Annotated in this window: 20 protein-coding genes; 9 read left to right on the top strand and 11 right to left on the bottom strand. The window is 69.0% G+C overall.

Annotated features, from left to right (window positions below):
- The first annotated feature begins 87 nt into the window (after positions 1-87).
- Positions 88-1,548 carry a cardiolipin synthase gene (gene cls / locus BQ2383_RS01735; protein WP_091028328.1) on the top strand — a complete coding sequence of 487 codons (1,461 nt, stop codon included), beginning with the start codon at positions 88-90 and terminating at the stop codon, positions 1,546-1,548.
- 10 nt (positions 1,549-1,558) lie between these two features.
- On the opposite strand, the gene BQ2383_RS01730 is transcribed toward cls, so the two are convergent.
- Both BQ2383_RS01730 and BQ2383_RS01725 read right to left on the bottom strand, forming a co-directional pair.
- The gene (locus tag BQ2383_RS01730) at positions 1,559-2,554 is read right to left on the bottom strand and encodes a hypothetical protein (RefSeq protein WP_244175852.1); all 996 of its coding nucleotides are present in this window, start codon (positions 2,552-2,554) and stop codon (positions 1,559-1,561) included.
- A gap of 69 nt (positions 2,555-2,623) precedes the next feature.
- Positions 2,624-3,595, bottom strand: a complete 972-nt coding sequence (locus BQ2383_RS01725) for an alpha/beta hydrolase (protein WP_091028392.1) — start codon at positions 3,593-3,595, stop codon at positions 2,624-2,626.
- Positions 3,596-3,796: 201 nt separating this feature from the next.
- Between BQ2383_RS01725 and BQ2383_RS01720 the strand changes: the two genes are divergently transcribed.
- Positions 3,797-4,204, top strand: a complete 408-nt coding sequence (locus BQ2383_RS01720) for a pyridoxamine 5'-phosphate oxidase family protein (RefSeq protein WP_091028322.1) — start codon at positions 3,797-3,799, stop codon at positions 4,202-4,204.
- 34 nt (positions 4,205-4,238) lie between these two features.
- Here BQ2383_RS01720 and BQ2383_RS01715 read toward each other — a convergent pair whose 3' ends face one another.
- Entirely contained in the window at positions 4,239-4,943 is a 705-nt protein-coding gene (locus BQ2383_RS01715; RefSeq protein WP_091028320.1) for a ZIP family metal transporter, read from the bottom strand.
- A 117-nt stretch (positions 4,944-5,060) separates the two neighbouring features.
- Between BQ2383_RS01715 and BQ2383_RS01710 the strand changes: the two genes are divergently transcribed.
- Genes BQ2383_RS01710 through argG form a run of 4 tightly spaced genes read left to right on the top strand, consistent with a single transcriptional unit; the run spans position 5,061 to position 8,496 of the window.
- Entirely contained in the window at positions 5,061-6,326 is a 1,266-nt protein-coding gene (locus BQ2383_RS01710) for an MFS transporter (protein ID WP_091028317.1), read from the top strand.
- Between the two features lie 47 nt (positions 6,327-6,373).
- Positions 6,374-6,607 (top strand): AbrB/MazE/SpoVT family DNA-binding domain-containing protein, encoded by a 234-nt coding sequence (locus tag BQ2383_RS01705; protein ID WP_237682326.1) that lies wholly within the window; start codon positions 6,374-6,376, stop codon positions 6,605-6,607.
- Positions 6,525-7,007: a PIN domain-containing protein gene (locus BQ2383_RS01700; protein WP_244175851.1), complete on the top strand. Its 483-nt coding sequence runs from the start codon at positions 6,525-6,527 to the stop codon at positions 7,005-7,007. Before BQ2383_RS01705 ends, BQ2383_RS01700 begins: the two co-directional genes overlap by 83 nt.
- 43 nt (positions 7,008-7,050) lie before the next feature.
- The gene (gene argG / locus BQ2383_RS01695; RefSeq protein WP_091028311.1) at positions 7,051-8,496 is read left to right on the top strand and encodes an argininosuccinate synthase; all 1,446 of its coding nucleotides are present in this window, start codon (positions 7,051-7,053) and stop codon (positions 8,494-8,496) included.
- Positions 8,497-8,552: 56 nt separating this feature from the next.
- Here argG and BQ2383_RS01690 read toward each other — a convergent pair whose 3' ends face one another.
- Positions 8,553-9,248, bottom strand: a complete 696-nt coding sequence (locus BQ2383_RS01690) for a GntR family transcriptional regulator (RefSeq protein ID WP_091028308.1) — start codon at positions 9,246-9,248, stop codon at positions 8,553-8,555.
- A gap of 264 nt (positions 9,249-9,512) precedes the next feature.
- Between BQ2383_RS01690 and BQ2383_RS01685 the strand changes: the two genes are divergently transcribed.
- Positions 9,513-12,179 carry a penicillin acylase family protein gene (locus BQ2383_RS01685; RefSeq protein WP_244175849.1) on the top strand — a complete coding sequence of 889 codons (2,667 nt, stop codon included), beginning with the start codon at positions 9,513-9,515 and terminating at the stop codon, positions 12,177-12,179.
- 58 nt (positions 12,180-12,237) lie between these two features.
- Positions 12,238-12,999: an alpha/beta fold hydrolase gene (locus BQ2383_RS01680; RefSeq protein WP_091028301.1), complete on the top strand. Its 762-nt coding sequence runs from the start codon at positions 12,238-12,240 to the stop codon at positions 12,997-12,999.
- A 17-nt stretch (positions 13,000-13,016) separates the two neighbouring features.
- Here the strand turns inward: BQ2383_RS01680 and mnhG are convergent, their stop codons facing one another.
- Genes mnhG through BQ2383_RS01650 form a run of 6 tightly spaced genes read right to left on the bottom strand, consistent with a single transcriptional unit; the run spans position 13,017 to position 19,374 of the window.
- The gene (mnhG, locus tag BQ2383_RS01675; protein ID WP_091028298.1) at positions 13,017-13,406 is read right to left on the bottom strand and encodes a monovalent cation/H(+) antiporter subunit G; all 390 of its coding nucleotides are present in this window, start codon (positions 13,404-13,406) and stop codon (positions 13,017-13,019) included.
- Positions 13,403-13,672, bottom strand: a complete 270-nt coding sequence (locus BQ2383_RS01670) for a monovalent cation/H+ antiporter complex subunit F (RefSeq protein ID WP_091028295.1) — start codon at positions 13,670-13,672, stop codon at positions 13,403-13,405. The genes mnhG and BQ2383_RS01670 overlap by 4 nt, the downstream gene beginning before the upstream one ends.
- Positions 13,669-14,262: a Na+/H+ antiporter subunit E gene (locus BQ2383_RS01665; RefSeq protein WP_091028291.1), complete on the bottom strand. Its 594-nt coding sequence runs from the start codon at positions 14,260-14,262 to the stop codon at positions 13,669-13,671. Before BQ2383_RS01665 ends, BQ2383_RS01670 begins: the two co-directional genes overlap by 4 nt.
- Positions 14,259-15,812: a Na+/H+ antiporter subunit D gene (locus BQ2383_RS01660; RefSeq protein ID WP_091028287.1), complete on the bottom strand. Its 1,554-nt coding sequence runs from the start codon at positions 15,810-15,812 to the stop codon at positions 14,259-14,261. The genes BQ2383_RS01665 and BQ2383_RS01660 overlap by 4 nt, the downstream gene beginning before the upstream one ends.
- Complete coding sequence (locus BQ2383_RS01655; RefSeq protein ID WP_091028284.1) at positions 15,809-16,408, bottom strand: Na(+)/H(+) antiporter subunit C; 600 nt, start codon at positions 16,406-16,408, stop codon at positions 15,809-15,811. Before BQ2383_RS01655 ends, BQ2383_RS01660 begins: the two co-directional genes overlap by 4 nt.
- A complete protein-coding gene (locus tag BQ2383_RS01650; RefSeq protein WP_091028281.1) occupies positions 16,408-19,374 on the bottom strand; it encodes a Na+/H+ antiporter subunit A in 2,967 nt (988 codons plus the stop codon). Before BQ2383_RS01650 ends, BQ2383_RS01655 begins: the two co-directional genes overlap by 1 nt.
- A gap of 121 nt (positions 19,375-19,495) precedes the next feature.
- On the opposite strand from BQ2383_RS01650, the gene BQ2383_RS01645 reads away from it, so the two are divergent.
- On the top strand, positions 19,496-20,995 hold the full coding sequence (locus BQ2383_RS01645; protein WP_091028278.1) for a hypothetical protein: 1,500 nt from the start codon (positions 19,496-19,498) through the stop codon (positions 20,993-20,995).
- Positions 20,996-21,028: 33 nt separating this feature from the next.
- Here BQ2383_RS01645 and BQ2383_RS01640 read toward each other — a convergent pair whose 3' ends face one another.
- Complete coding sequence (locus BQ2383_RS01640) at positions 21,029-22,087, bottom strand: LacI family DNA-binding transcriptional regulator (RefSeq protein ID WP_091028274.1); 1,059 nt, start codon at positions 22,085-22,087, stop codon at positions 21,029-21,031.
- Positions 22,088-22,102: the final 15 nt, after the last annotated feature.

The raw sequence follows: 22,102 nt of genomic DNA, 5'->3' as shown, positions 1-22,102 counted from the left end.
GCGCATGCCCCACCCGCGCAGGATGAGCCGCGTCCCGACGGCGCCGCGGCGCGTGCCACACTCAGGCATCCCCTCGAAGGAGGACGCATGGACGCGCTCGTCTCCGCGAACCTGATCTGGACGATCCTGGCCCTCGCGGCCCTCGCCATCAATGTGATCGCCCTGATCTACATCCCCCGCGACCGCAAGCCCACGGCCGCGATGGCGTGGCTGCTGCTCGTGTTCCTCGTGCCTTTCGTCGGCATGGGCCTGTACCTGCTGATCGGCAACTTCCGGCTGCCCAAGAAGCGCCGCGACGAGCAGAAGCGCATCACGGAGATGATCTCCGCCGAGGCCGTCGACCATCCCGACGCACAGGCTCCCCGGTGGCTCCAACGCGTGGCCCAGCAGAACCACGCGCTCACGGGACTGCCGGTGGTCGGCGATTCGTCGGCCGAGCTGATCGACGACTACCAGGGGTCGATCGACGCCATGGCCGCCGCGATCGACACGGCCGAGCGCTACGTGCACGTCGAGTTCTACATCGCCGCACGGGACGCCACGACCCAGGGGTTCTTCCTCGCGATGGAGAGGGCGGTCGCCCGCGGCGTCTCCGTGCGCCTGCTGGCGGACTACATCGCCTCCCGCAAGATCCCGAAGTCCGAGGAGACGTTCGCCGAGCTCGACCGGATCGGTGTGACCTGGTCGTGGATGCTGCCGGTGCGGCCGTTCAAGGGCCAGTACCAGCGGCCCGACCTGCGCAACCACCGCAAACTCGTCGTCGTGGACGGGAGGGTCGGGTTCGTCGGTTCGCAGAACCTCATTTCACGGGACTACAACGCGGAGAAGAACATCAAGCGCGGGCTGATGTGGCAGGAGCTGATCGCGCGGGTCGAGGGTCCGGTCGTCGCCCAGGTCGACGCCGTGTTCCTCTCCGACTGGCTGATCGAGACCGGGGAGGATCTGTCGGCCGTCGAACGAGTCCCGGCATCCGCCGTTCCGAAGCCCTCGGGCGCCGACCTGCACTGCCAGATGGTGCCCAGCGGTCCGGCGTACGGCACCGAGAACAATCTGCGGATGTTCCTCTCCCTGATCCACGGTGCCACCGAGAAAGTCATCCTCACCAGCCCGTACTTCGTGCCCGACGAGGCGATGATCTACGCGATCACCACGGCCTGCCAGCGCGGGCTCGACGTGCAGCTGTTCGTCTCCGAGCTCGGCGACCAGGGCATGGTCTACCACGCGCAGCGCTCGTACTACGAGACCCTGCTGCGCGCGGGCGTGCGCATCTTCCTCTACCCGGCGCCGTACATTCTGCACGCGAAGCACTTCTCGATCGACGACGACGTCGCCGTGATCGGCTCGAGCAACATGGACATCCGCTCGTTCAGTCTGAACTCGGAGATGTCGCTGCTCGTGCGCGGCAAGTCGTTCGTGGCGCAGATGCGCGAGGTCGAGCAGAAGTACCGCACCGCGGGGCGGGAGCTGACGCTGGACGAGTGGCTGCGCGAGCCCGCGAAGTCGACGTTCCTCGACGGAGTGTTCCGGCTGACGTCGGCGCTGAACTGAGACGACCCGCTCAGGAACCGAGCGTCAGCAGCATCCGGGCGAGCACGTACCGAGCATGCCCGCGGGAGGTGCGCGGGTCGTAGCCCAGGGTCTCGACGAGAGCCGTCATCCGCTCCTGCACGCTGGAGTGATGACGACCCAGGCGCAGGGCTGCGGCGCGCACGCTCTGCTCCTCGGCGACGGCGTCGAGCAGCTCGCGACTGCGGTCGTCGAGGGCGGCGAGCGCGGCGGCATCCGGATGGAGGGGCCCCTGCTCCGCGGCGTCCGCGACGAGCAGCAGGGCTCCGAGGTCGGCGACATCGACGATCGGCTCGGCGGGACTGGTCAGCCGTACCGCCACCAGCGCGGAAGCCCACGACCGCGGAAGCTGCTCCCCGGGTCCCGCGGCGCCGAGACCGAGGCGCAGCCCTTCGCTGTCAGGCCATGCGCTCACGGCATCCGTCTCGGCATCCAGGATCGTTGCGCGGGTCAGGCCGTGACGGGTGGCGACCACGGCAGACGGATGCTGCGGCAGGGGCGCGGGATCGGGCGGTGAGGCGACCAGGCGCAGCGTGCTCGCGCCGAGCCGGAGCCGAGGCAGCGCGGCAGCCCGCTCGTCCGACCCCGCGTAGGAGCTGATCGCGAGTTCGACGGCGCTCTCCGGACCGACCGAGCGGCGTGCGCGGATGATGCCGAGGGCGAGGGCGAGACGTTCCAGGATCATGGCGTCGTTGGTGTGCGCGGCACCCTCGCGTTCGATCCACGCGATCGCTCCCGGCCCGCTCTCGCGCACCGGCCAGGCATGCGAGGGCTCGATCGGGTCGATGCGCACACCATCGGCCCGCACCCGCACGATCTGCCGTCCGTCGCGCTGGCCGACTGTCGCGCCGCTGAGCACAGCGGCCCCGCGCAGCATGCTCTCCACGCCGACCGATCGGGCGACGAGGGCGTCGAAGTACGTGACGACCTTGAGCGTCTCACTGGCATCCGGGTCGAGGGCGGTGAGCCGCCCCAGCAGATCTTGCATGTCGGGCTCCATCGCGCACGGGGATTCCACCCTACGGGGTCGGTGCGGCCCCGCAGGGTGGGATCGGACTCAGGAGAGCAGGCGGTTCACCCAGTTGTCGCGAGCGGCGAGCATGGCCTGCGCGACGGCGGTGTGCGGGGCGAACATGTCGAAGCCGTGGAAGCCGCCGGCCCAGACGTGCAGCTCGGCCTGGACCCCGGCTTCCCAGAGCTTCGTGGCGTAGGCGACATCCTCGTCGCGGAACACCTCGGCGCTCCCGCAGTCGATGAACGCGGGCGGCAGACCGCTGAGGTCGGTGGCCCTGGCCGGGGCGGCGTAGATCGAGACGTCGTCGGTGCCCTTGCGGTCGCCCAGGAGAGCCGTCCATCCCGTGACGTTCGACCCGCGGTCCCAGATGCCGATGCCGTCGATCTGGTGGGTCGAGACCGACTCGTCGCGGTCATCGAGCATCGGGTAGATGAGCAGCTGCCCGATCAGCTCAGGGCCTTGCCGGTCACGGGCCAGCAGAGCGGTGCCGGCAGCCAGACCGCCGCCCGCGCTCCCGCCGCCGATCATGAGGCGTGACAGGTCGATGCCGAGCTCCCCCGCGTTCTCGGCCGCCCACAGCAGCGCGGCGTAGCAGTCCTCCACCGGGTACGGATCGGGGAACTCGGGGGCGAGCCGGTACTCGACCGTGACGATCACGCCGTTGAACCGCTCGGCCCAGTCGAGGAAGCCGACGACCCCGAGCCAGCGGTTGCCGATAATCATCCCGCCGCCGTGGGTGTGGAAGAAGCCGGGACCGGTGCCGGTCCTGCCTTCCTTCTCGATCACGGAGACGACGATCTCGTCCCCCTCGTGGCCGGGGATCGACACGTCGCGGTACGTGAAGCCGCGCTCGGCGAGCGCGGCGAAGATCTCGTCCTCGCCACCGACCGGCGACTGGCGCAGGAACGGGATCATCTCCGGCGTGAGAGTGGACGGCATCTGGTCGCCCACGAGGGCGAGGGCGGCTTCGAGTTCGGGATCGAAGGGCGGGCGTGCCAGGGTCGTGTCAGTCATCAGAACTCCTTTGTCCTCGGCCGCCATCGCGGCGGCGTCCCGCCAGCCTCGTGCACGTCGCATCCGAGGGTAACCCGCCGGTCGGGGCGGATCCGACGCCTCCCGTCCGCCGGGTGGCGGGGTCGCGGTTCCGCCGGTGGCGGACTCCCTTGAAGGGTCGTGTCGCCCCGGATAGCCTGGCGCCAGAGGGAAGGAATGCGCATGATCCGAGAACTCGATGAACAGCAGTCCTACGACCTGTTGAGCACGACCACGATCGGACGCATCGGCTTCGTCCATGACGGGCGGGTGCAGATCCACCCGGTGAACTTCGCGGTCTCCGGGCACGAGTTGGTTCTGCGAACGTCACCCGACGGCCTGCTGGCCGATCTGACGCGCGATCCGGTCGACGTCTCGTTCGAGGTGGACTATCACGATCCGATCGGGAGCACGGCGTGGAGCGTCCTGCTGCACGGCAGCCTCTCCCGAGCGGCCGAAGAAGTGGCGGCCGACATCACCGCTCGAGTGCACCCCTGGGCGGGTGAGGATCGCAGTCTCCCTCTTGTCCTGCACATCGACAGCATCTCCGGTCGCAGCGTACGCCGAGAGCCGGCACACCCGAAGATCTGAGACGCAGCGGCGGGGTCTGCCGTCGCGCGCGCTCTCACGCCAACGCCAGCCCCGCGGCGAGCGCGAAGCCCAGCACGGTCGCGAGCCCGGTCGATTCCTTCGCCTTGGACTGCGCTTCGGGGATCATCGAGTCGACGAGCATCACCAGCAGCGCTCCGGCCGCGAAGCCGCTCGATGCGGATCGGAAGGCGTCGCCCGTCAAGCTGGCCAGCGCGAACCCCGCGACGGTCGCCGCCGCACAGATCACGGCCACCCCCGCCCAGAGCAGCAGCACCCGCGACTTCGCCATGCCCCCCTCGAGCAGGTCGGCGGCCGACCCGATCGACTCGGGCAGGTTCGACACGAGGATGGCCACCACGAGCGCGATGCTCACCGGCTCCCCTGATGCCAGCCCGATACCGAGCACGAGCTGCTCGGGGATGCCGTCGAGCAGCGCGCCCACGGCGAGCTGGCCACCGCCCGCCTGCGACTTGCTCTTCGCGGCACGGGCATCGAGGATGCGATCGGCGATGTAGTAGCTGATGGCGCCGGCCGCGACGCCGACCACCAGCGGGACGGGACCGGCGAGGTCGAGCCCTTCTTCCCAGAGCTCGAAAGCGATCGAGGCCATGAGGGCACCGGCGCCGAATCCGAGGACGATGCCGAGCCACCGCGGGGGCCATTTCCGGAGCAGGGCCAGCACCGCGCCGATGAACAGCGGCGCGGCCGCCACCACACCCCACAGGACTGCTTCGCCCATGTCGCACCTCCGTGCGGCCTACTCTCCCACCTCCTTCCGCGTCTCCCTGGCTCGACCCACCAGGGGAGAAGGCGGTGAATAGGATGACAGCAGCGGGCGGCGACGGAGTGAGGCGGAATGAGCGACAGACCCAAAGAGGTGCTGCGCGTCCCCGCGTTCGCCCTCTACTGGTCGTCTTCCACCCTCGGCGCGTTCACCGGGGCGGTGACCGCGATCGCGTTCCAGGTCCTGATCGTGACGACGCTGGACGCCACTCCGTTCGAGATCGGCCTGCTCAACGCGGCCAACGTCGTGCCTTACCTGCTCTTCGGCCTGGTGGTCGGCGCACTGATGGACCGATGGCGGCGCAAGCCGGCGATGGTCTTCGCGAGCATCGGCCGTGCGCTGACGCTGGCGCTCGTGCCCGTGCTGTGGCTCACGGGGACTCTGACCGTCTGGTCGTTCGGCGCCCTGTTCCTGCTCTACGGCGCGCTGACCCTCATCGCGGACTCGGCCGCACAGCCGATGCTCCCCCGCCTCGTGCCCCGGCATCAGCTCGTGGCCGCGAATGCGCGCCTGGGCCAGGCCGGCACGGTCGCCCAGACCACGGGCCCCGCGGTCGGCGGTGCCCTCGTCGGCTGGCTCGGCGCTCCGTTCGCCATCCTCATCGATGCGGTCGCGTACGTCGTGAGCGCGGTGCTGTTGAGTCGGATCCGTGTCGAGGAGGCGAAGGCGCAGCGCCGGACCGATGGCCGCCACCTCGGACACGACATCATGGAGGGCCTGCGCTGGACGTACTCCCACCGCACGCTCGCCCCGATGGCCGCATCGGTCAACGTCTGGTTCCTCGGCAACAGCATCGCGCTGACCGCATTCGCCCCCTATGCGCTGAGGGAACTCGGACTGAGTCCGCTGATGTTCGGCATCGTCCTCGCGATGGGCGGCGTCGGCGGATTCGCCGGCGCTCTCCTCGCCCCGGTGGCGGGGAGACGATTCGGCGTCGGCGGCGCCGTGCTCACCGGACGCATCCTGTCGGCGGTCGCCTGGACCGCCATCGTCGTCCTCCCGCTCTCAGACATCGCCTCTCTCGCGATCATCGCCATCCCCCTCGGAGTCGGGCAGCTCCTGTTCGGGTTGGGTATGGGTCTGGAGGATCCCAATGAGATGGGCTACCGCCAGGCCGCAGCCCCCGACCACATGCAAGGGCGGTTGAACGCGTCGATCCGCACGGTCAACCGCGTCACCTTCCTCGTCGGCGCACTGCTCGCGGGCGGCCTCGCCACCGCTTTCGGCTACCGCGTGACGATCGCGGTGGCCGTGGTGGTGTTCACGGTCGCCGCGCTGATCGTTCTGTTCTCCCCGCTGCGCACGGCACGCCATGAGGATGTCGCCCCGCCGGAGTAGTCGGTCGGCCCGACCCCCTCGTGCCGACCAAATGGTATTCTGATGGCATGAAAGCAACCATGGACAAGGCAGGACGAATCGTCATCCCTGCACCGCTCCGTGAGCGCGTGGGGCTGATCCCGGGCCCGGTCGACCTGATCCTCGACGGCAACGGCATCCGAATCGAGATCGAGGCGCCGGACAACCTGATCGAGAAGGATGGTCGCCTCGTCATCGCGTCGTCTGGCACCACTCTCACGCCCGAAGACATCCGCGAGCTGCGCCTTGCCGACCAGCGCTGACCTTCTTCTCGACACGAGCGCGGCGGTCGCTCTCCTCGTCGAAGACAACACCGCGCACCTCGCTGTCCAGACCGCCTGCGCCGGCGCAGTCCTCGGACTCGCAGGCCATGCTTCAGCTGAGACCTACTCCGTTCTCACGCGCCTCCCGGGCCCGAATCGTCTGACTCCTCCCGCCGCGGCTCGCGCGATCCGGACTGCGTTCCCCCGGTCGGTCTCCCTCCCAGAAGAGACTGCGCGGACCGCCGTCGACGTTCTCGCCGACGCCGGGGTCTCCGGTGGAGCGGTGTACGACGGATTGGTCGCGCTCTGCGCTCGCACAGCTGGTGTGACGCTCCTCAGTTGCGACCGCCGCGCCATGGTGACATACGCAGCCCTCGGCGTGGCTGTCGCCGTCGTCTGACGCGGCACGGGGCGACACGCCGCACGCGGATAGACTGGAAAGCATGTCCAAGGTCCTCCAGTCCCTGCCCGTCGGCGAGCGCGTCGGCATCGCCTTCTCCGGAGGACTCGACACCTCCGTCGCCGTCGCGTGGATGCGCGAGAAGGGCGCCGTGCCCTTCACGTACACCGGCGACCTCGGCCAGTACGACGAAGACGACATCGCCTCGATCCCGGGCCGTGCGCTGGAGTACGGCGCCGAGGCCTCGCGGCTGATCGATTGCAAGACCGCCCTGGTCGAAGAGGGCCTGGTCGCCCTCTCCTGCGGCGCCTTCCACATCCGCTCCGGCGGCAAGACCTACTTCAACACCACGCCCCTCGGGCGCGCGGTCACCGGAACGCTGCTGGTGCGCGCCATGAAGGAGGACGGCGTCGACATCTGGGGCGACGGCTCCACCTACAAGGGCAACGACATCGAGCGGTTCTACCGCTACGGTCTGCTCGCCAACCCGCGCCTGCGCATCTACAAGCCGTGGCTCGACGCCGACTTCGTCACCGAGCTCGGCGGCCGCAAGGAGATGAGCGACTGGCTCGTCGCCCGCGACTTCCCGTACCGCGACTCGGCCGAGAAGGCCTACTCGACCGACGCGAACATCTGGGGCGCGACGCACGAGGCGAAGACCCTCGAGCACCTCGACGTCTCGCTCGAGACCGTCGACCCGATCATGGGTGTGAAGTTCTGGGACCCGTCGGTCGCGATCGAGACCGAAGACGTCACCGTCACGTTCGAGGCGGGCCGCCCCGTCGCGATCAACGGCGTCGAGTACTCCGACCCGGTCGCCCTGGTCATGGAGGCGAACACGATCGGCGGACGCCACGGCCTCGGCATGAGCGACCAGATCGAGAACCGCATCATCGAGGCGAAGTCGCGCGGCATCTACGAGGCTCCCGCCATGTCGCTGCTGTTCATCGCCTACGAGCGCCTCGTCAACGGCATCCTGAACGAAGACACCCTCGCCACCTACCACGAGCAGGGTCGCCGCCTCGGCCGCCTGATGTACGAGGGCCGCTGGCTCGAGCCGCAGTCGCTCATGCTGCGCGAGTCGATCCAGCGCTGGGTCGGCCTCACGATCTCGGGCACCGTCACGATCCGCCTGCGCCGCGGCGACGACTGGACCATCCTCGACACCGTCTCGCCGAACCTGTCTTACGGCCCCGAGAAGCTGTCGATGGAGCGCGTCGGCGACGCCGCCTTCGGGCCGGTCGACCGTATCGGTCAGCTCACGATGCGCAACCTCGACATCGCCGACTCGCGGGCCCGCCTCGAGCAGTACGCGGGCCTGGGCCTCGTGGGTGGTGCGACCGGCGAGCTGGTCGGCCGCGTGACCGCCGGCGAGTCCGCCGAGATCACCGAGTCGGTCCACGGCTCCATCTCCGAAGCCGACGAGAACCTGGCGGATGCGGTCGACACCGCGTCCGAAGGCGCGGCTTTCGACTCCGGCACCGACTGACGCCGTACCGTCCGGCGTCGGGAGCCCGTGCTGCCGACGTCGGAGAGGTGCAGCCGCTAGGCCGGTGAGTCGCGGACGCTGCGCCGTTCGTCTGCGGCGTCGAGTTCCTCAGCGCGGTCGATGATGCTCGGCAGCACCTCGTCGAAGAGCGTCACGATCGCCGCGCGGGTCTCGGCCGCGTCGCGCTGCCGGATGGCCTCGCGGACCGCGACGGTGGATTTCTCGACCGCCGCCCAGTCGAACGAGCCGCGCGCGTGCTGCGAGAAGCGGCGGATCTGCGGCCCGAGGAACTCGATGACGGTCACCCGCGTGGAGTTGCCCTCGATGCGGGCGAACCCGTTCGCGATGGTACGCAGCGCTCCACCGAACTCGACGACATCCTGCTCCACGACCGCGGCGGACATGTCCTCGGTGAGATCGACGAGATACGTGACGTCGTCAGCCTGGATCAGCGGCATCGCATGGCGCACCGAGCCGATCCAGATGTCGCCGAAGAGTGCGAGCGCGTCTCGGATGCGGTCGAGGTCGAGGGGAGCCACCCGCGTGTAGCGGTTGCGCTGCATCTCGACGAGTCCTCCCTCGGCGAGTCGCGCCAGCGCATGCCGCACGGGCGTCTTCGACGTCCCGAGATCCGCCGCCAGCTCGTAGTCGCGGATCGGTTCGCCCGGTCGCAGCTCGCCACTGACGATCGCGTCCCGCAGTCGCTGATAGACGTCTTCACTCACTGAACGCCGTTCCAGCGCTCCATCCATGCTCACCAAAATCACACCCTCCTTCGACCACTGTGGCTCCCCCACCACTCGATGCGGCCGACATCGGCGACCGACGGCACTCTCGTGCCGAGCCTCCGCATCGCCCCTGATTCGCGCGTAGCGCAACGGGTAACATAACACATGCGCCTGAATAGATGATCCATGAGCACTCGGACGGATATGATGCGAATGCGCGACCCTGAAACGCGCACTGGGGCTCGGTGGGACTGAGTTCCACCTGTCTACCCGAAAGAGTTCTCGACGATGATGACCGATTCGCAGGAGTCCGCCGTATCCACCCGCCCGTCACTGGGTGCCCGGATCGGACGCATCTCCTTCCTCGTGTTGGCCGCGATCGTCGTGATCGCCGTGGCCGCCGCGTTCTTCGTGACGTGGACGATCCAGCGTTCGTTCCCGCAGACCGCGGGCACCGTCGAACTCGACGGCTTGAAGGCCGAGGTCACGGTGCAGCGCGACGAGCGCGGGATCCCGACGATCACCGCCGACTCGACCGACGACCTGTTCTACGCCGAAGGCTTCGTGCACGCGCAGGACCGGTTCTTCGAGATGGACTTCCGCCGACACGTCACCGCGGGGCGGGTCGCCGAGATGTTCGGAGAATCCCAGGCGGCCACCGATGCGTTCCTGCGCACACTCGGCTGGCGCACCGTCGCCGAAGCCGAGGTCGAGGCGATGGACGACACCACCCGCGGCTACTACGAGGCCTATGCCGACGGGGTCAACGCCTACCTCGCCACCCGGTCGGGCGCAGAGCTCTCGCTCGAATATGCCGTTCTCGGCATCCAGAACCCGGAGTACGCTCCCGAGCCGTGGGAGCCCGCGGACTCGGTCGCCTGGCTCAAGGCCATGGCCTGGGATCTGCGCGGCAACATCGAGGATGAGACCGAGCGTTCCCTCCTGGCCGCCGAGCTGGATGCCGGCACGGACGACGACGCGGGCGAGTCGGTCGACACCGGCGAGATGCTCGCGAAGCTCTACCCCGACTACCCGTTCGACGAGAATCCGGTGATCGTTCCGAAGATCTCGACGGTGCCCGCACTCGACACCGGTGCCGAACCCGCCGCATACACGCCCTCCGAATCGGACGACGAGATCCAGCAGGCGACCACCACGATCGAGTGGGAGGAGACCTCGAACGTGATCGAGGCGGCGAGCGAGCTCGTCGGCGACGTCGGCGAGGGCATCGGATCGAACTCCTGGGTGGTCTCCGGCGACCTCACCGAGACGGGGATGCCGCTGCTCGCGAACGACCCGCACCTCGGCGCCTCACTGCCATCGGTCTGGTACCAGGTGCAGCTGAAGTGCTCGACCGTGAACGACGCCTGCCCGTTCGACGTGGGCGGCTTCTCGTTCTCCGGGCTTCCCGGCATCGTGATCGGCCACAACCAGCACGTCGCCTGGGGGTTCACCAACCTCACCACCGACGTCACCGACCTCTACGTCGAGCGGGTCGTCGGCGACGAGTACTGGCGCGACGGGGCGCTGGTCCCGCTCGAGCAGAGCACCGAGACGATCAAGGTCGCCGGCGGCGACGACATCGAGCTGACGATCCGCTCCACCGTGCACGGACCCATCATCTCGGGGCTCACCGACGACTTCACCGCGATCGCCGATGACCCGGAGCCGGCGCTGGCCGAAGGCACGGAGGCGCCCGCTGCCCCGCCCGCCGGTCAGGACGACGCCGAGTACGCCGTGAGCCTGCGCTGGACCGCGCTCGACCCCGGCACGACCGCGACCGCGATCTTCGCCCTCTCCACCGCGCAGAACTTCGACGACTTCCGCTACGCCGCATCCCTCTTCGATGTGCCGGCACAGAACCTCATCTACGCCGACACCGAGGGCAACATCGGCTACCAGACCCCGGGGCGCCTCCCGATCCGCGGTGCCGACGACGGATGGATGCCGCAGCCGGGATGGGACAGCAGCTACGACTGGACGGGCTACATCCCGTTCGACGAACTGCCGGTCTCGTACAACCCGAGTTCGGGGTACATCGTCACCGCGAACAACGCGATCGTCACCGACGACTACGCGTACTTCCTCTCCCGCGACTGGGACTACGGGTATCGCGCGGCGCGCATCGCCCACCTGATCGAACGACGCGCGGCCGCCGCTCCGCTGACCGCCCAGGACATGCGTGACATCCAGATGGACGACGAGATGTGGATCGGCACGCAGCTGGCGACCGCCATGGCCGACGTCGACGTGAGTCGAGCGGACGTCCAGGCAGCCGTTGACCTCCTGCTCCCGTGGGACGGCCAGAACGCGGCCTCCTCGCCCGCCGCGGCCTACGCGAACGTGCTCTGGTCGAACCTCGTGCAGAACATCTTCGGCGAGCGCGAGCAGCCCCTGCCCATCGACGGGCAGGGACGCTTGTTCACGGTCGTCGCCGACATGCTCGAGGACCCCTCCGATCCGCTCTGGAACAACCCGGAGATCGATGTCGACGGGATGGAGGCCATGCTGGCGTTGTCCGCCGAAGAGGCCTACGACGAGCTCGTCACCCTGCAGGGAGACGTCCCGACGCGCTGGAACTGGGGCGACCTGCACGCGATCACCCTCACCAGCGACACCCTCGGCACCTCGGGGATCGCGCCGGTCGAGGCCCTCTTCAACCGCGGGCCGTACCCGGTGAGCGGCGGGGCCTCCGTGGTGAACGCGACCGGGTGGGAACTCGGCGTCTCGTACGCCACCACCACGGTGCCGTCGATGCGCATGGTGATCGATCTCTCCGACTTCGACGCCTCGACCTGGAACCACCTCACCGGCGCTTCGGGTCACGCCTTCCATGAGCACTACACCGACCAGACGGCCGATTGGGCCGTCGGGCTCCAGCAGCCCTGGGCGTACTCGGGGAAGGCCGTCGGAGCGTCGACCATCGACACACTGATCCTGTCGCCGACCGGCTGATCCGCGGGGCTGCGCCGTCCTGAAGGGACGGCGCAGGTTGCTCCGATACCGTGGGTAGGTGCCATCCAGTTACCTCGCCCCGAAGGGCACGACCGTCACGCTCCTCGAGTTCGAGCACGGCGGCGCCACGCTCATCGCCGAGACGTTCGGCGAAGGCCCGCACACCTACCTCCTGCTGCACGGCATCGGGATGGGTCGCAGCGTCTACCTCGACGTCGTGCAGCGGCTCGAGGGCCGAGTGATCGCGCTGGACCTGCCCGGCTTCGGCGAGGCACCAGAGCCGACGCGCACGCTCACCATGGAGCGTCATGCCGACCTCGTCGCCGCCTACCTGCAGCACGTGGACTCGGGCCCGGTGGTCGTGATCGGGCACTCGATGGGCAGCCAGATCGCGGCCGAGCTCGCCGCACGGCATCCGTCCCTCGTGGAGGGTGTCGTGCTGGCCGGGCCCACGGTGAACAAGGCGGCGCGCAACATCGCGGCGCAGGCCCGCTACCTCCTGACCGACCTCGTCGGCGAACGGCCGCTGGTGATCTGGCGCGGCGCGCGGGAGTACCTGCGCGGAGGCCCGCACCTGATCCGCAAGATCCGTGCCACCGTCGTGCACGAGCCCGAGGACGCCTTCGTGCGCATCGAGTGCCCGGTGCTGGTGCTGCGCGGTGAAGACGACCCGCTCGCGCCGATGAGCTGGTGCCGGGAGATCCTCGACGCGATCCCCGGCGCCGCGCTCGAGGTCATCCCCGATCACGGACACGGCACTCTCATCAGCGACTCCGAGCCCGCAGCCCGCCTGATCCACGAGTTCGCCGCCCGGCTCTAAGGCTCGGTCTCGCGGGCTCAGCCGGCGGCGGGCGGGGTCTGCTTCGACTCGGCGAGCTCGTCCACGACGAGGCCGCGCTGCTCGATGGTGCCGTTGCGGTAGGCCTGTCGCCCGACCATGTGCGCAGACAGCGGAGCCGTCGCGAACTGCATGAGCACGACGGGCGCGACGAGCACGAACCCCAGCAGGATGCCGCCGATCGACCGCTGCGACAGGGCGATCGCGATGCAGATCAGCAGCAGTCCGAGCACCTGCGGCTTGGTCGCCGCGTGCAGACGGGACGGCACGTCGCGGAAGCGCAGCAGCCCGACCGCCGCCGACAGGCACAGCAGCGCCCCGAGCAGGATCAGCACGAGCACAGCCACGTCGATGACGGGGTCGGGGATCACGAGACCGAGGATGTTCATGAGGTCGTGTTGTCCCTTCTCGCGACGAACCGGGCGACGGAGATCGAGCCGAACACCCCGATCGCGGCGATGATGAGGAGCACGGGGATGTTGCGGGTGTGACCGTTGATGGCCATCTCCGCCCCGAGCACGCACATGACCTCGGTCAGGAGCACATCGGAGGCGACGGCGCGGTCGAGGATCGACGGACCTCGGACGATTCGGATCAGCGTGAGGATCGCGGCGATACCGAAGACCACCATGATCAGCATCAGCAGGATGTTCATCGGGCACCGCCCTTCGTCGATCCGGTCAGGCCGGCGCGCTGGTCGGCCTTGAGCGCGCGGTACTGGGCGGGGTCGCCCAGCGCCCGGACGACCCGTCGCTCCCAGCGGAGCACTCCGGCGCGCTGCTTCTCGACGTCGGCGCGGTTCCTCACGCCGATCACGTGCAGGTAGAGGATGCGCCGGTCGCGGTCGGTCTCGACCACCAGCGAGCCGGGGACCAGCGACGACACGACGGCGACGTGGGTCATGACCAGATCGTCGGCGTAACGCAGCGGCACCGCGATGATCGCTGTGCCCGGCTGGCGGCGGAAGTCGAACACCTGCAGGGTCACCGAGATGGCTCCGCTGAGCACTGCGAACAGGAACTGCACCACGAACAGGGCGGCATAGCCGAGGTTGATCCGGCCGGAGAGCTCGACGGTCGGCAGCCGGAACACGCGGGTCACGAAGATCGCGACGACGAGTCCGGAGAGGAACGACAGCACGGTGAACTGCGCCCACAGCAGCATCCACAGCACGACGAGCCAGGCGAGGAACGGCAGCTGGACCCGGATGTCTCGCCAGAGGTGGCGCTTGGTCTGACGTCTCATCCGCCCACCTCCTCTTCCAGTTGGACGAGGCTGACGGGCTGCAGCAGTGCGGCGCCGATGCGGTCGCAGAGGGCGTACAGGGGTCCGGCGAAGATCGTGAGCGAGACGGTGACGGCGACCATGCCGGCCGTGGCGATCGTCATGATCTTCGGGATGCGACGTCGCTCCTGCTGCTCGTCGGCGGCCGGGGCGTTGCCGAGGTACGAGATGCGACCCTCGGTCTCGGTGGAGTCCTCCTCCTCGCGCCAGAACGCGAGGTTCCAGGCGCGCATGAGTGCGTACAGGGTGAGCAGGGAGGTGACGATGCCGCCGAAGATCAGCACGATCATGATCGGTGTGCCGACGGATGCTGCCGCCTCGAAGAGCGCGAACTTGCCGATGAACCCGGAGAACGGGGGGAGTCCGCCCAGGTTGATCGCGGGCACGAAGTAGAGCACGGCGATCACCGGCGCGACCTTGAGCAGCCCCTTGACCCGCAGGATCGACGTGCTGCCGGCTCGACGTTCCACGAGACCGACGGCGAGGAACAGGGTCGTCTGCACGACGATGTGGTGGACGATGTAGTACACGGTCGCCCCGATCGCGGCGGGTGTCGCTATCGCGAGCCCGAAGATCATGTAACCGACGTGGCTGACCAGTGTGAACGACAGGATTCGTTTGAGTTCCGCCTGCGCCACGGCACCGAGCACACCGACGATCATGGTCGCGAGCGCGATGATCAGCAGCAACGTGTCGATGCTGTTCGAGGCGAAGAGCTGGGTCTCGGTGCGGATCAGGGCGTAGACGCCGACCTTGGTCAGCAGGCCCGCGAACACCGCCGTGACGGGGGCGGGAGCGGTCGGGTACGAGTCGGGCAGCCAGAACGACACCGGGAAGATGGCGGCCTTGATGCCGAAGGCGACCACCAGCATCAGGTGCAGCACCAGCTGCGTCTCCTGTGGAAGCTCCGACATCCGCTCGGCGATCTGCGCCATGTTGACCGTGCCGAGTGCGCCGTAGATCATGGCGATCGACGCGAGGAACAGGATCGACGAGACCAGCGAGACGACGATGTAGACGGCGCCGGTACGGATGCGGGACTCGGTGCTCCCGAGGGTGATCAGCACGTACGAGGCGACGAGCAGGATCTCGAAGCCGACGTAGAGGTTGAACAGGTCGCCGGCGATGAAGGCGTTGAAGATACCGGCCGCGAGGATCAGGTACGAGGGGTTGAAGATCGAGATCGGGGTCTCGTCGGTGCCGTCGGCGGCGCCCTGGCCGATGGAGAAGAGGAGGACGGCGAGGAGCACGATGCTCGAGATGAGCACGAGGAGTGCGGCGAGCCGGTCCACGTAGAGCACGATGCCGAAGGGCACGGGCCAGCCGCCGACCGAGACGGCGAGCGGGTCGCCGGAATCCACCACGACCAGGAGCACGGCGGCGATCACCGAGACCGCGGCGAGTGTGGCCACGGTCACGACGACCTGGAGCCGCGCGTTCCTGCCGAACACGAGGGTGATGGCTGCGCCGAGGAGCGGGAGCCCGACGAGGAGCGGGACGAGAGCGGTCATGGCCGGCCCTCCTCGTTCTCGTCGTGGTCGTCGGGTTCATCGGGGCGCGCGTCGTCGCCCTCGGTTGAGCGCGACGAGGGTTCGTCTCCCCACCCGGTCGGCGCATCGAACGGGGCGTCGTCGTGGATGGAGGGGTGGTCGCGCATGTGCAGCACCGTGATCGGTGCGGTCTGCACGCCGACGAAGTCGGTGGTCGCCTCGTCCTCGTCCGTCTCGGACTCGTCGTCCATGAGGTCTTCGTCGGCGTCGGTGCGCTCGCGGAGCGCGATGTCGGCCTCGTCGTCCTCGACGGTGTCGGCCTGGCCCAGCTGCCAGGAACGATAGATCAGGGCGAGGAGGAAGGCCGAGACCGCGAAGGTGATCACGATGGCGGTCAGGGTGAGCGCCTGCGGGAGCGGGTCGCTCATCTCGCCCTCGGTGCCGAAGAACGGCGCATTGCCCGGAACGCCCATCACGGTCAGCAGCAGCAGGTTCGTGGCGTTGCCGAGCAGCAGGAAGCCGATCAGCACGCGGGTGAGGCTGCGCTCCAGCATCGCGTACACGCCGCACGCGAAGAGGATGGCCATGATGACGATGAGGGTGAGCGAGACATCCATCAGCTGCTCCCCCGTCCGCGCGAGAGGAAGCCTTCAGGACCGGGGGTCGAGCGCAGCGCCGCCTGCCTGTCGACCTCGGCGCCGAGGCTGCGCAGCACGTCGAGCACGAGCCCGATCACGACGAGGTAGACACCCACGTCGAAGATGGTCGAGGTGACGAACTCCATGTGACCGATACCGGGGATCTCCCATTCCCAGAACGTGCTCGTCAGAGGCGCGAGCCCGAAGAAGAGCGGGACGACGGCCGTGCCGACGGCGAGGATGAGGCCGGTGCCGAGCAGCCGGCCGGCATCCGTCGGAGCAGCAGCGCCGAGCTCCCAGCGACCACCGGCGATGTAGCGCATGACCAGCGCCATGCCGGCGACGAGCCCGCCGGCGAAGCCGCCGCCCGGCAGGTTGTGCCCGGCGAACAGCAGGAAGATCGACACCACGATGATCGTGTGGAAGAGGATGCGGACGATCACCTCGAGCAGGATCGACCTGTTCTCGGGTTTCATCTTCTGACCGCCGACGAGCCACGCCCGCGGGCTGCTCTCGTTGTCGGAGTTCTGGAACCGGATGCCCTCGGTCGTCTCGACGAGCGGACGGCTGCGCGCGGCCCTCCGCGTCGCCTTCGGCAGGTTCTTGGTGGCGGCGAGCAGGTCGGCTCGGTGCGTGACGAACACCAGCGAGGCCACGCCGGTCGCGGCGAGCACGAGCACCGACAGCTCGCCCATCGTGTCCCAGCCACGCAGGTCGACCAGGGCCACGTTGACGACGTTCTTGCCGTGACCGATCTCGTACGCGAGCTGCGGGAACGCCTCCGAGATCGGATCGGCGATGCGGGATTGGGTGGCGACCACCGCGACGAAGGCCATGGTGACGCCGACGCCGATCGCGAGCAGCGCCCGGGGGACGCGGCCGACCGAGGCGTTGTGCTCGCCCATCCGGGCGGGGAGGCGGCGGAGCACCAGCGCGAACGTGACCATGGTGACGGTCTCGACGAGGATCTGCGTCAGCGCCAGGTCGGGAGCGCCGCTCGTCGCGAACAGCACGACCATGCCGAGGCCGGTGACCGAGACCAGGACGACGCCGGTGTAGCGCTTCTGGGCGCGGACCGCGAACACTCCGGCGATCGCCATGATCGGGGCGACGACGATCTGCGCGGGCGTGTGCCAGGCGGAGAGGTTGTACCGATCGATGTCGCTGGCGATGAGCGCCGTGACCTCGGCGGCGACGAAGACCACGAAGATGGTGCCGACGTAGACCGGCAGCGAGCCGCGCTGCGTGAGAGTGGTGCTGAGCACGGAGAGCCGGTCGATACCGCGCATCACCAGGAAGTAGACATCGGCAGCGGTGAAGCGCAGGAGGCGGGGCTTGCGGTCCCAGCCGGTCCTGCGGGTGAGCAGGAAGATCCCGATGCCCAGAAGGATCGAGACGATCGAGATGCCGAGGGCGGGCTCGAGGCCGTGCCACAGCGCGAGGTGCCCTGGACCTTCCACGGCTTCGCCCGCGTGATCGAGCCCGGGTGTCGCGGTGACGGCGTAGCCCTGCAGCGCCACGTCGAGCGCGGGGGCCCCGATCCCCGCAGCGAGAGTGACGCCGGCGAGGATGATCGGCGCCGACAGGAAGCCGACAGGCGGATCGGGCCAGGCGGTGTCGGGCAGCTGGCCCTGCTCGTCGCGCTTCTTCCAGAAAGCTCCCCAGAGGAATCGTGCTCCATATGCCGCGGTGAGCATAGAACCGAGTACGACGCCGATGAGCGCCACCAGCCCCCACGGAGAGCCACCCAGGGCGTCATCGAGCAGAGCCGTGAGCGTGGACTCCTTGGCGACGAAACCGATGGTCGGCGCGATGCCCGCCATCGATGCCACCGAGATGAATGCCGCCGTCGCCATGACCGGAGCCTGCCGCCCGACGCCGGAGAGCTCGGTGATGTCACGGGTCGACAGCTGGCGGTCGATGACGCCGACGATCAGGAACAAGGCCGACTTGAACAGGGCGTGGCCGATCACGAGCGCGAGCCCTGCCAGCGCCGCCGCCTGCGTGCCGTAGCCGACGACGATCGCGAAGAATCCGAGCTGGCTGACCGTGCCGAAGGCGAGGATGCGCTTGAGGTCGGTCTCCCGCAGCGCCTGGATGCCGCCGATCAGCATCGTGAGGATGCCGAGGGTGATGACGATCGGGCGCCAGGGCGCGCTGAAAGCGAAGATCGGCGCGAACCGGGCGATCAAGTAGATGCCGGCTTTGACCATCGCGGCCGCGTGCAGGTACGCGCTGACCGGGGTGGGCGCCGCCATCGCTCCGGGAAGCCAGAAGTGGAACGGGAACAGGGCCGACTTGCTGATCGCGCCGATCAGGAGCATCACGATCGCGGCATCCACCGCGGGGCCCGTCGGGGCGATCTCGAGGATCTCCCGGATGCTCGACGTGCCGGTGTCGACGACGAGGACCACGACGCCCACGAACATCACGAGTCCACCGAGAGTGGTCACGAGCAGCGCCTGCAGTGCCGCACGTCGGCTGGCGGCACGGCGGCGATAGTGGCCGATGAGGAGGTACGAGAGGATGCTCGTCACCTCCCAGAACATGACGAGCATGACGAGGTCGTCGGTCAGCACGAGGCCGTACATCGCGCCGGCGAAGCCGAGGAGGACGCCCGCGAACTGCCCGACCCCGGCCGAGTCCTCGTAGAAGTACCACCGGCAGTAGAGGAGCACGAGGGCGCCGACACCCGTGACGATCAGCGTGAGCACCCAGCCGAGCACGTCCATGTTCATGGAGAGGTTCAGCCCGAGCTGCGGGATCCACTCGACCGACTCGAACGGGACCGGGCCGTCGAGCACCTGCGGCGTCAGGACGAGCGCGTGCACGAAGGCCGCTGCGGGGACGAGTGCGGCGATGGCGAAGGCCTGAGCTCCGAGCCATCGCACCAGAACGGGCATCAACAGCGACCCGAGCAGGAACACGGCGAGGAGCGTCAGCATATACGCGGCTCCCTCGGGGGTCGTCGGCCTTGAGGCCAGGCGGGGGGGGTGTCGCCATTAGTTTACCCGGGCGAAAAGGCCGTCCGGTCCGCGGGTTGCACGATCGTGCAAGAGTGGTCGCATGCGGCGGGTCTGGGTGCGGGAGCTGGCCGGGTGGTTCGGCGCCCTGTCGCTCGCAGTCATCACCGCCGCACAGGTCGCATCATCGGCGCGATCGGAGTTGCTGTTCCGCGACGGAGATTCCCTGATCGTGGGGATGTTCGCGCGGTCGCTCCTTTCCGGTGAACCGCTGGATTGGGCGATGTCGAGCGTGCTCTTCCTTCCCGAATCCGCCGTGTTCTCGGGGCTCGACCTGCTCGTACCGCTCGACGTGAACGGCCTGCTCGCGGTGAATGCCGTGATCAACATGCTCGCCTTCTACGGCGCGCTTCGGCTCGTCGCGGGTCGCCGGAAGGACGGCGGAGCACCCGTCGCGTGGGCGCTCCTCGGGCTCGCGGTGTTCTGCACCATCGCCGTGACCGAGCTCTCTGCATCGCGCGATGCCCTCGAGCTCGCCTCCCTGCAGCTCACGACGACCTACTACTCGGCCACCGTGGTCGCGGTCGTGCTCTCGGTCGGGCTGGTGCGACGCGCGCTCGACCGCGAATCGATGAGCCTCGGTCTTCCGGTCGCGCTCGGCGCCACCGCGGCCGTGTCGACGCTGTCGAATCCGCTGTATGCGGCGTGGGCGACGGTTCCGATCGCGGTGCTGCTCGCGATTCTGACCATCCGATCGCGGCAGCGCTTCCGGCTGGCGCTACTGCTCGGTGTGCTCCTGGGCGGCACGGCACTCGGCACCCTCGGACGCATTCCCTTTCGGGCATGGATCGCCAACACGGGCGCCGGCTACGTGCAGCCGGCGCGATGGGCCGAGTCGCTCGGGTACTACGGCGGGCTCGTGGCAGACCGCCTCTCGACCCCCGGCGGGGTGTTCGGCTGCCTGATCGTGCTGGCACTCCTCGTGCTCGCGGTGGTCCGCACGACACGAGCCGCGAGTGAGGGCTCGCGCTTCGTCGCCGCCATTTCCTGGCTCACGCCCGTTCTCGTCGTGATCGGCGCCATCGCCCTCGGCACCCACGCGGCCCGTTACCTGCAGCCCGTCGCGTTCGCGCCCGTTCTCGCCCTGGTCGCCCTGCCGCGCGCGGGGTGGATGCCGCTCCGCGCACGGTCGCTCATCGCGCTGGTCGCCGCGGCGCTGCTCGCGGTCGGCGGCATCCTGAGCATCCCTCGACTCGCTGCGGCCGCCGAGGCCAGCGACCCCGACCTCACCTGCGTCACCGACTGGGTCGGTGCCTCCGGCCGCACCGGAGCCGGTCAGTTCTGGACCGTGCGCCTGCCGAAGCTGCACCTCGACGACCCGGCGCAGCTCGTGCAGGTCGATCACGAACTGCGCGGCTATGCCTGGTTGGTGAACCGTGACGATTTCGGAGTCGGCGAGGTCACGTTCCTCGTGGAGGATGCCCAGTCGATCCCGTGGAACCTGCCCGCGCCGGCCATCCCCGACGAGGTGATCGACTGCGGCCGCTACCGCATCCTCGATCTCGGTGACACGGCGCTTCCGCTCGGCCCGCAGCGCAGCTGACCGCGGCCCCGGAGCCGCGTCGGGGGACGGATCTCAGCGTGCGGCCGGGCCGGTCGTGGTGCCGGCGCGGAAACGGCAGGTGAGATGCTGCGTGATCCCCGGCTCGCCTCGCAGCATGCGCGCGACCTGCTCTCCCGCGGCACGGCCCTTCTCGACGGCCGGCTGCACGCTCGTGGTGAGGGTGAGGTCGCCGAGGCCGTCCAGCGCGATGCCGTCGAAGCCCGCGACGGAGAGGTCCTCCGGGACGCGGAGTCCCAGCTCTTCGGCCGCCCGGATGACGCCGACGGCCAGCAGGTCGCTCTGTGCGAGCACTGCGGTCGGTCGCGTGGCGGGGTCCGCGAGCAGCATCCGGCCGACCCGCACGCCTTCGTCGATGAGGCTGCCGGATGCCGAGATCGCGGGGGCGTCGGGGAACACCTCACGGGTGCCCGCCAACCGGTGGACCGTGACGTCGACCGTCGCGTTGGCGAGGCGCTCCGGGGTGACCGCTGCGCACTCGCGGTCGCTGTCGAGCGGCAGGGTGACCAGCGCGACATCGCGGTGGCCGAGGTCGCGCACGTGCTTCGCGATGTCGGCGGAGGCTGCCGCGTTGTCGAGTGTGACCCGCGGGATGGCCTCTCCGGCGTCCCCTTCGATCACGACGACCGGGAGGCCGCGGCCGACGACCACCTCGAGGGATGCCCGGGTGCGTCCGGAGCATCCGATCAGCACGACGGCATCGACGGGTGCATCGGCGATCGCCGTGCCCTCCCCCGGCTCGTCGCGCATCAGCAGGATGCCGGCGCTGAGTTCGGCGAGGCCGTCGGTGAGGCCGTCCATCATGGCCGTCGTCACGGGGTCGAGGAAGGCCGCACGCAGGTGTCCTTCGAGCACGACGGCGACGATGCCGCTGCGACCGCGTCGCAGGGAGGCGGCGCGGGGGTCCGGTCCGGCGTAGCCGAGTTCGGCGGCGGCGGCGAGTACGCGCTCGCGGGTCGCGGGTGCCACCTTCGCCTTGCCGCTGAAGACGACCGAGGCGGTGGACGTCGCCACACCCGCCTCGCGTGCGACGTCGGCGATCGTGGGCCGACGCGGCGTCTCCTGACTGCTCATGCTTCGAGGATAGCT

This window comes from Microbacterium oxydans (assembly GCF_900095745.1).
GTDB classification, from domain to species: domain Bacteria; phylum Actinomycetota; class Actinomycetes; order Actinomycetales; family Microbacteriaceae; genus Microbacterium; species Microbacterium oxydans_B.
This window is presented reverse-complemented; position numbering and strand designations above follow the sequence as displayed.

What these genes read in the sequence shown, in the direction of transcription:
- cls (WP_091028328.1), top strand. Translation starts at nt 88, where the DNA reads ATGGACGCGCTCGTCTCCGCGAACCTGATCTGGACGATCCTGGCCCTC.
- BQ2383_RS01730 (WP_244175852.1), bottom strand. Translation starts at nt 2,554, where the DNA reads ATGCAAGATCTGCTGGGGCGGCTCACCGCCCTCGACCCGGATGCCAGT.
- BQ2383_RS01725 (WP_091028392.1), bottom strand. Translation starts at nt 3,595, where the DNA reads ATGACTGACACGACCCTGGCACGCCCGCCCTTCGATCCCGAACTCGAA.
- BQ2383_RS01720 (WP_091028322.1), top strand. Translation starts at nt 3,797, where the DNA reads ATGATCCGAGAACTCGATGAACAGCAGTCCTACGACCTGTTGAGCACG.
- BQ2383_RS01715 (WP_091028320.1), bottom strand. Translation starts at nt 4,943, where the DNA reads ATGGGCGAAGCAGTCCTGTGGGGTGTGGTGGCGGCCGCGCCGCTGTTC.
- BQ2383_RS01710 (WP_091028317.1), top strand. Translation starts at nt 5,061, where the DNA reads ATGAGCGACAGACCCAAAGAGGTGCTGCGCGTCCCCGCGTTCGCCCTC.
- BQ2383_RS01705 (WP_237682326.1), top strand. Translation starts at nt 6,374, where the DNA reads ATGAAAGCAACCATGGACAAGGCAGGACGAATCGTCATCCCTGCACCG.
- BQ2383_RS01700 (WP_244175851.1), top strand. Translation starts at nt 6,525, where the DNA reads ATGGTCGCCTCGTCATCGCGTCGTCTGGCACCACTCTCACGCCCGAAG.
- argG (WP_091028311.1), top strand. Translation starts at nt 7,051, where the DNA reads ATGTCCAAGGTCCTCCAGTCCCTGCCCGTCGGCGAGCGCGTCGGCATC.
- BQ2383_RS01690 (WP_091028308.1), bottom strand. Translation starts at nt 9,248, where the DNA reads ATGGATGGAGCGCTGGAACGGCGTTCAGTGAGTGAAGACGTCTATCAG.
- BQ2383_RS01685 (WP_244175849.1), top strand. Translation starts at nt 9,513, where the DNA reads ATGATGACCGATTCGCAGGAGTCCGCCGTATCCACCCGCCCGTCACTG.
- mnhG (WP_091028298.1), bottom strand. Translation starts at nt 13,406, where the DNA reads ATGAACATCCTCGGTCTCGTGATCCCCGACCCCGTCATCGACGTGGCT.
- BQ2383_RS01670 (WP_091028295.1), bottom strand. Translation starts at nt 13,672, where the DNA reads ATGAACATCCTGCTGATGCTGATCATGGTGGTCTTCGGTATCGCCGCG.
- BQ2383_RS01665 (WP_091028291.1), bottom strand. Translation starts at nt 14,262, where the DNA reads ATGAGACGTCAGACCAAGCGCCACCTCTGGCGAGACATCCGGGTCCAG.
- BQ2383_RS01660 (WP_091028287.1), bottom strand. Translation starts at nt 15,812, where the DNA reads ATGACCGCTCTCGTCCCGCTCCTCGTCGGGCTCCCGCTCCTCGGCGCA.
- BQ2383_RS01655 (WP_091028284.1), bottom strand. Translation starts at nt 16,408, where the DNA reads ATGGATGTCTCGCTCACCCTCATCGTCATCATGGCCATCCTCTTCGCG.
- BQ2383_RS01650 (WP_091028281.1), bottom strand. Translation starts at nt 19,374, where the DNA reads ATGCTGACGCTCCTCGCCGTGTTCCTGCTCGGGTCGCTGTTGATGCCC.
- BQ2383_RS01645 (WP_091028278.1), top strand. Translation starts at nt 19,496, where the DNA reads ATGCGGCGGGTCTGGGTGCGGGAGCTGGCCGGGTGGTTCGGCGCCCTG.
- BQ2383_RS01640 (WP_091028274.1), bottom strand. Translation starts at nt 22,087, where the DNA reads ATGAGCAGTCAGGAGACGCCGCGTCGGCCCACGATCGCCGACGTCGCA.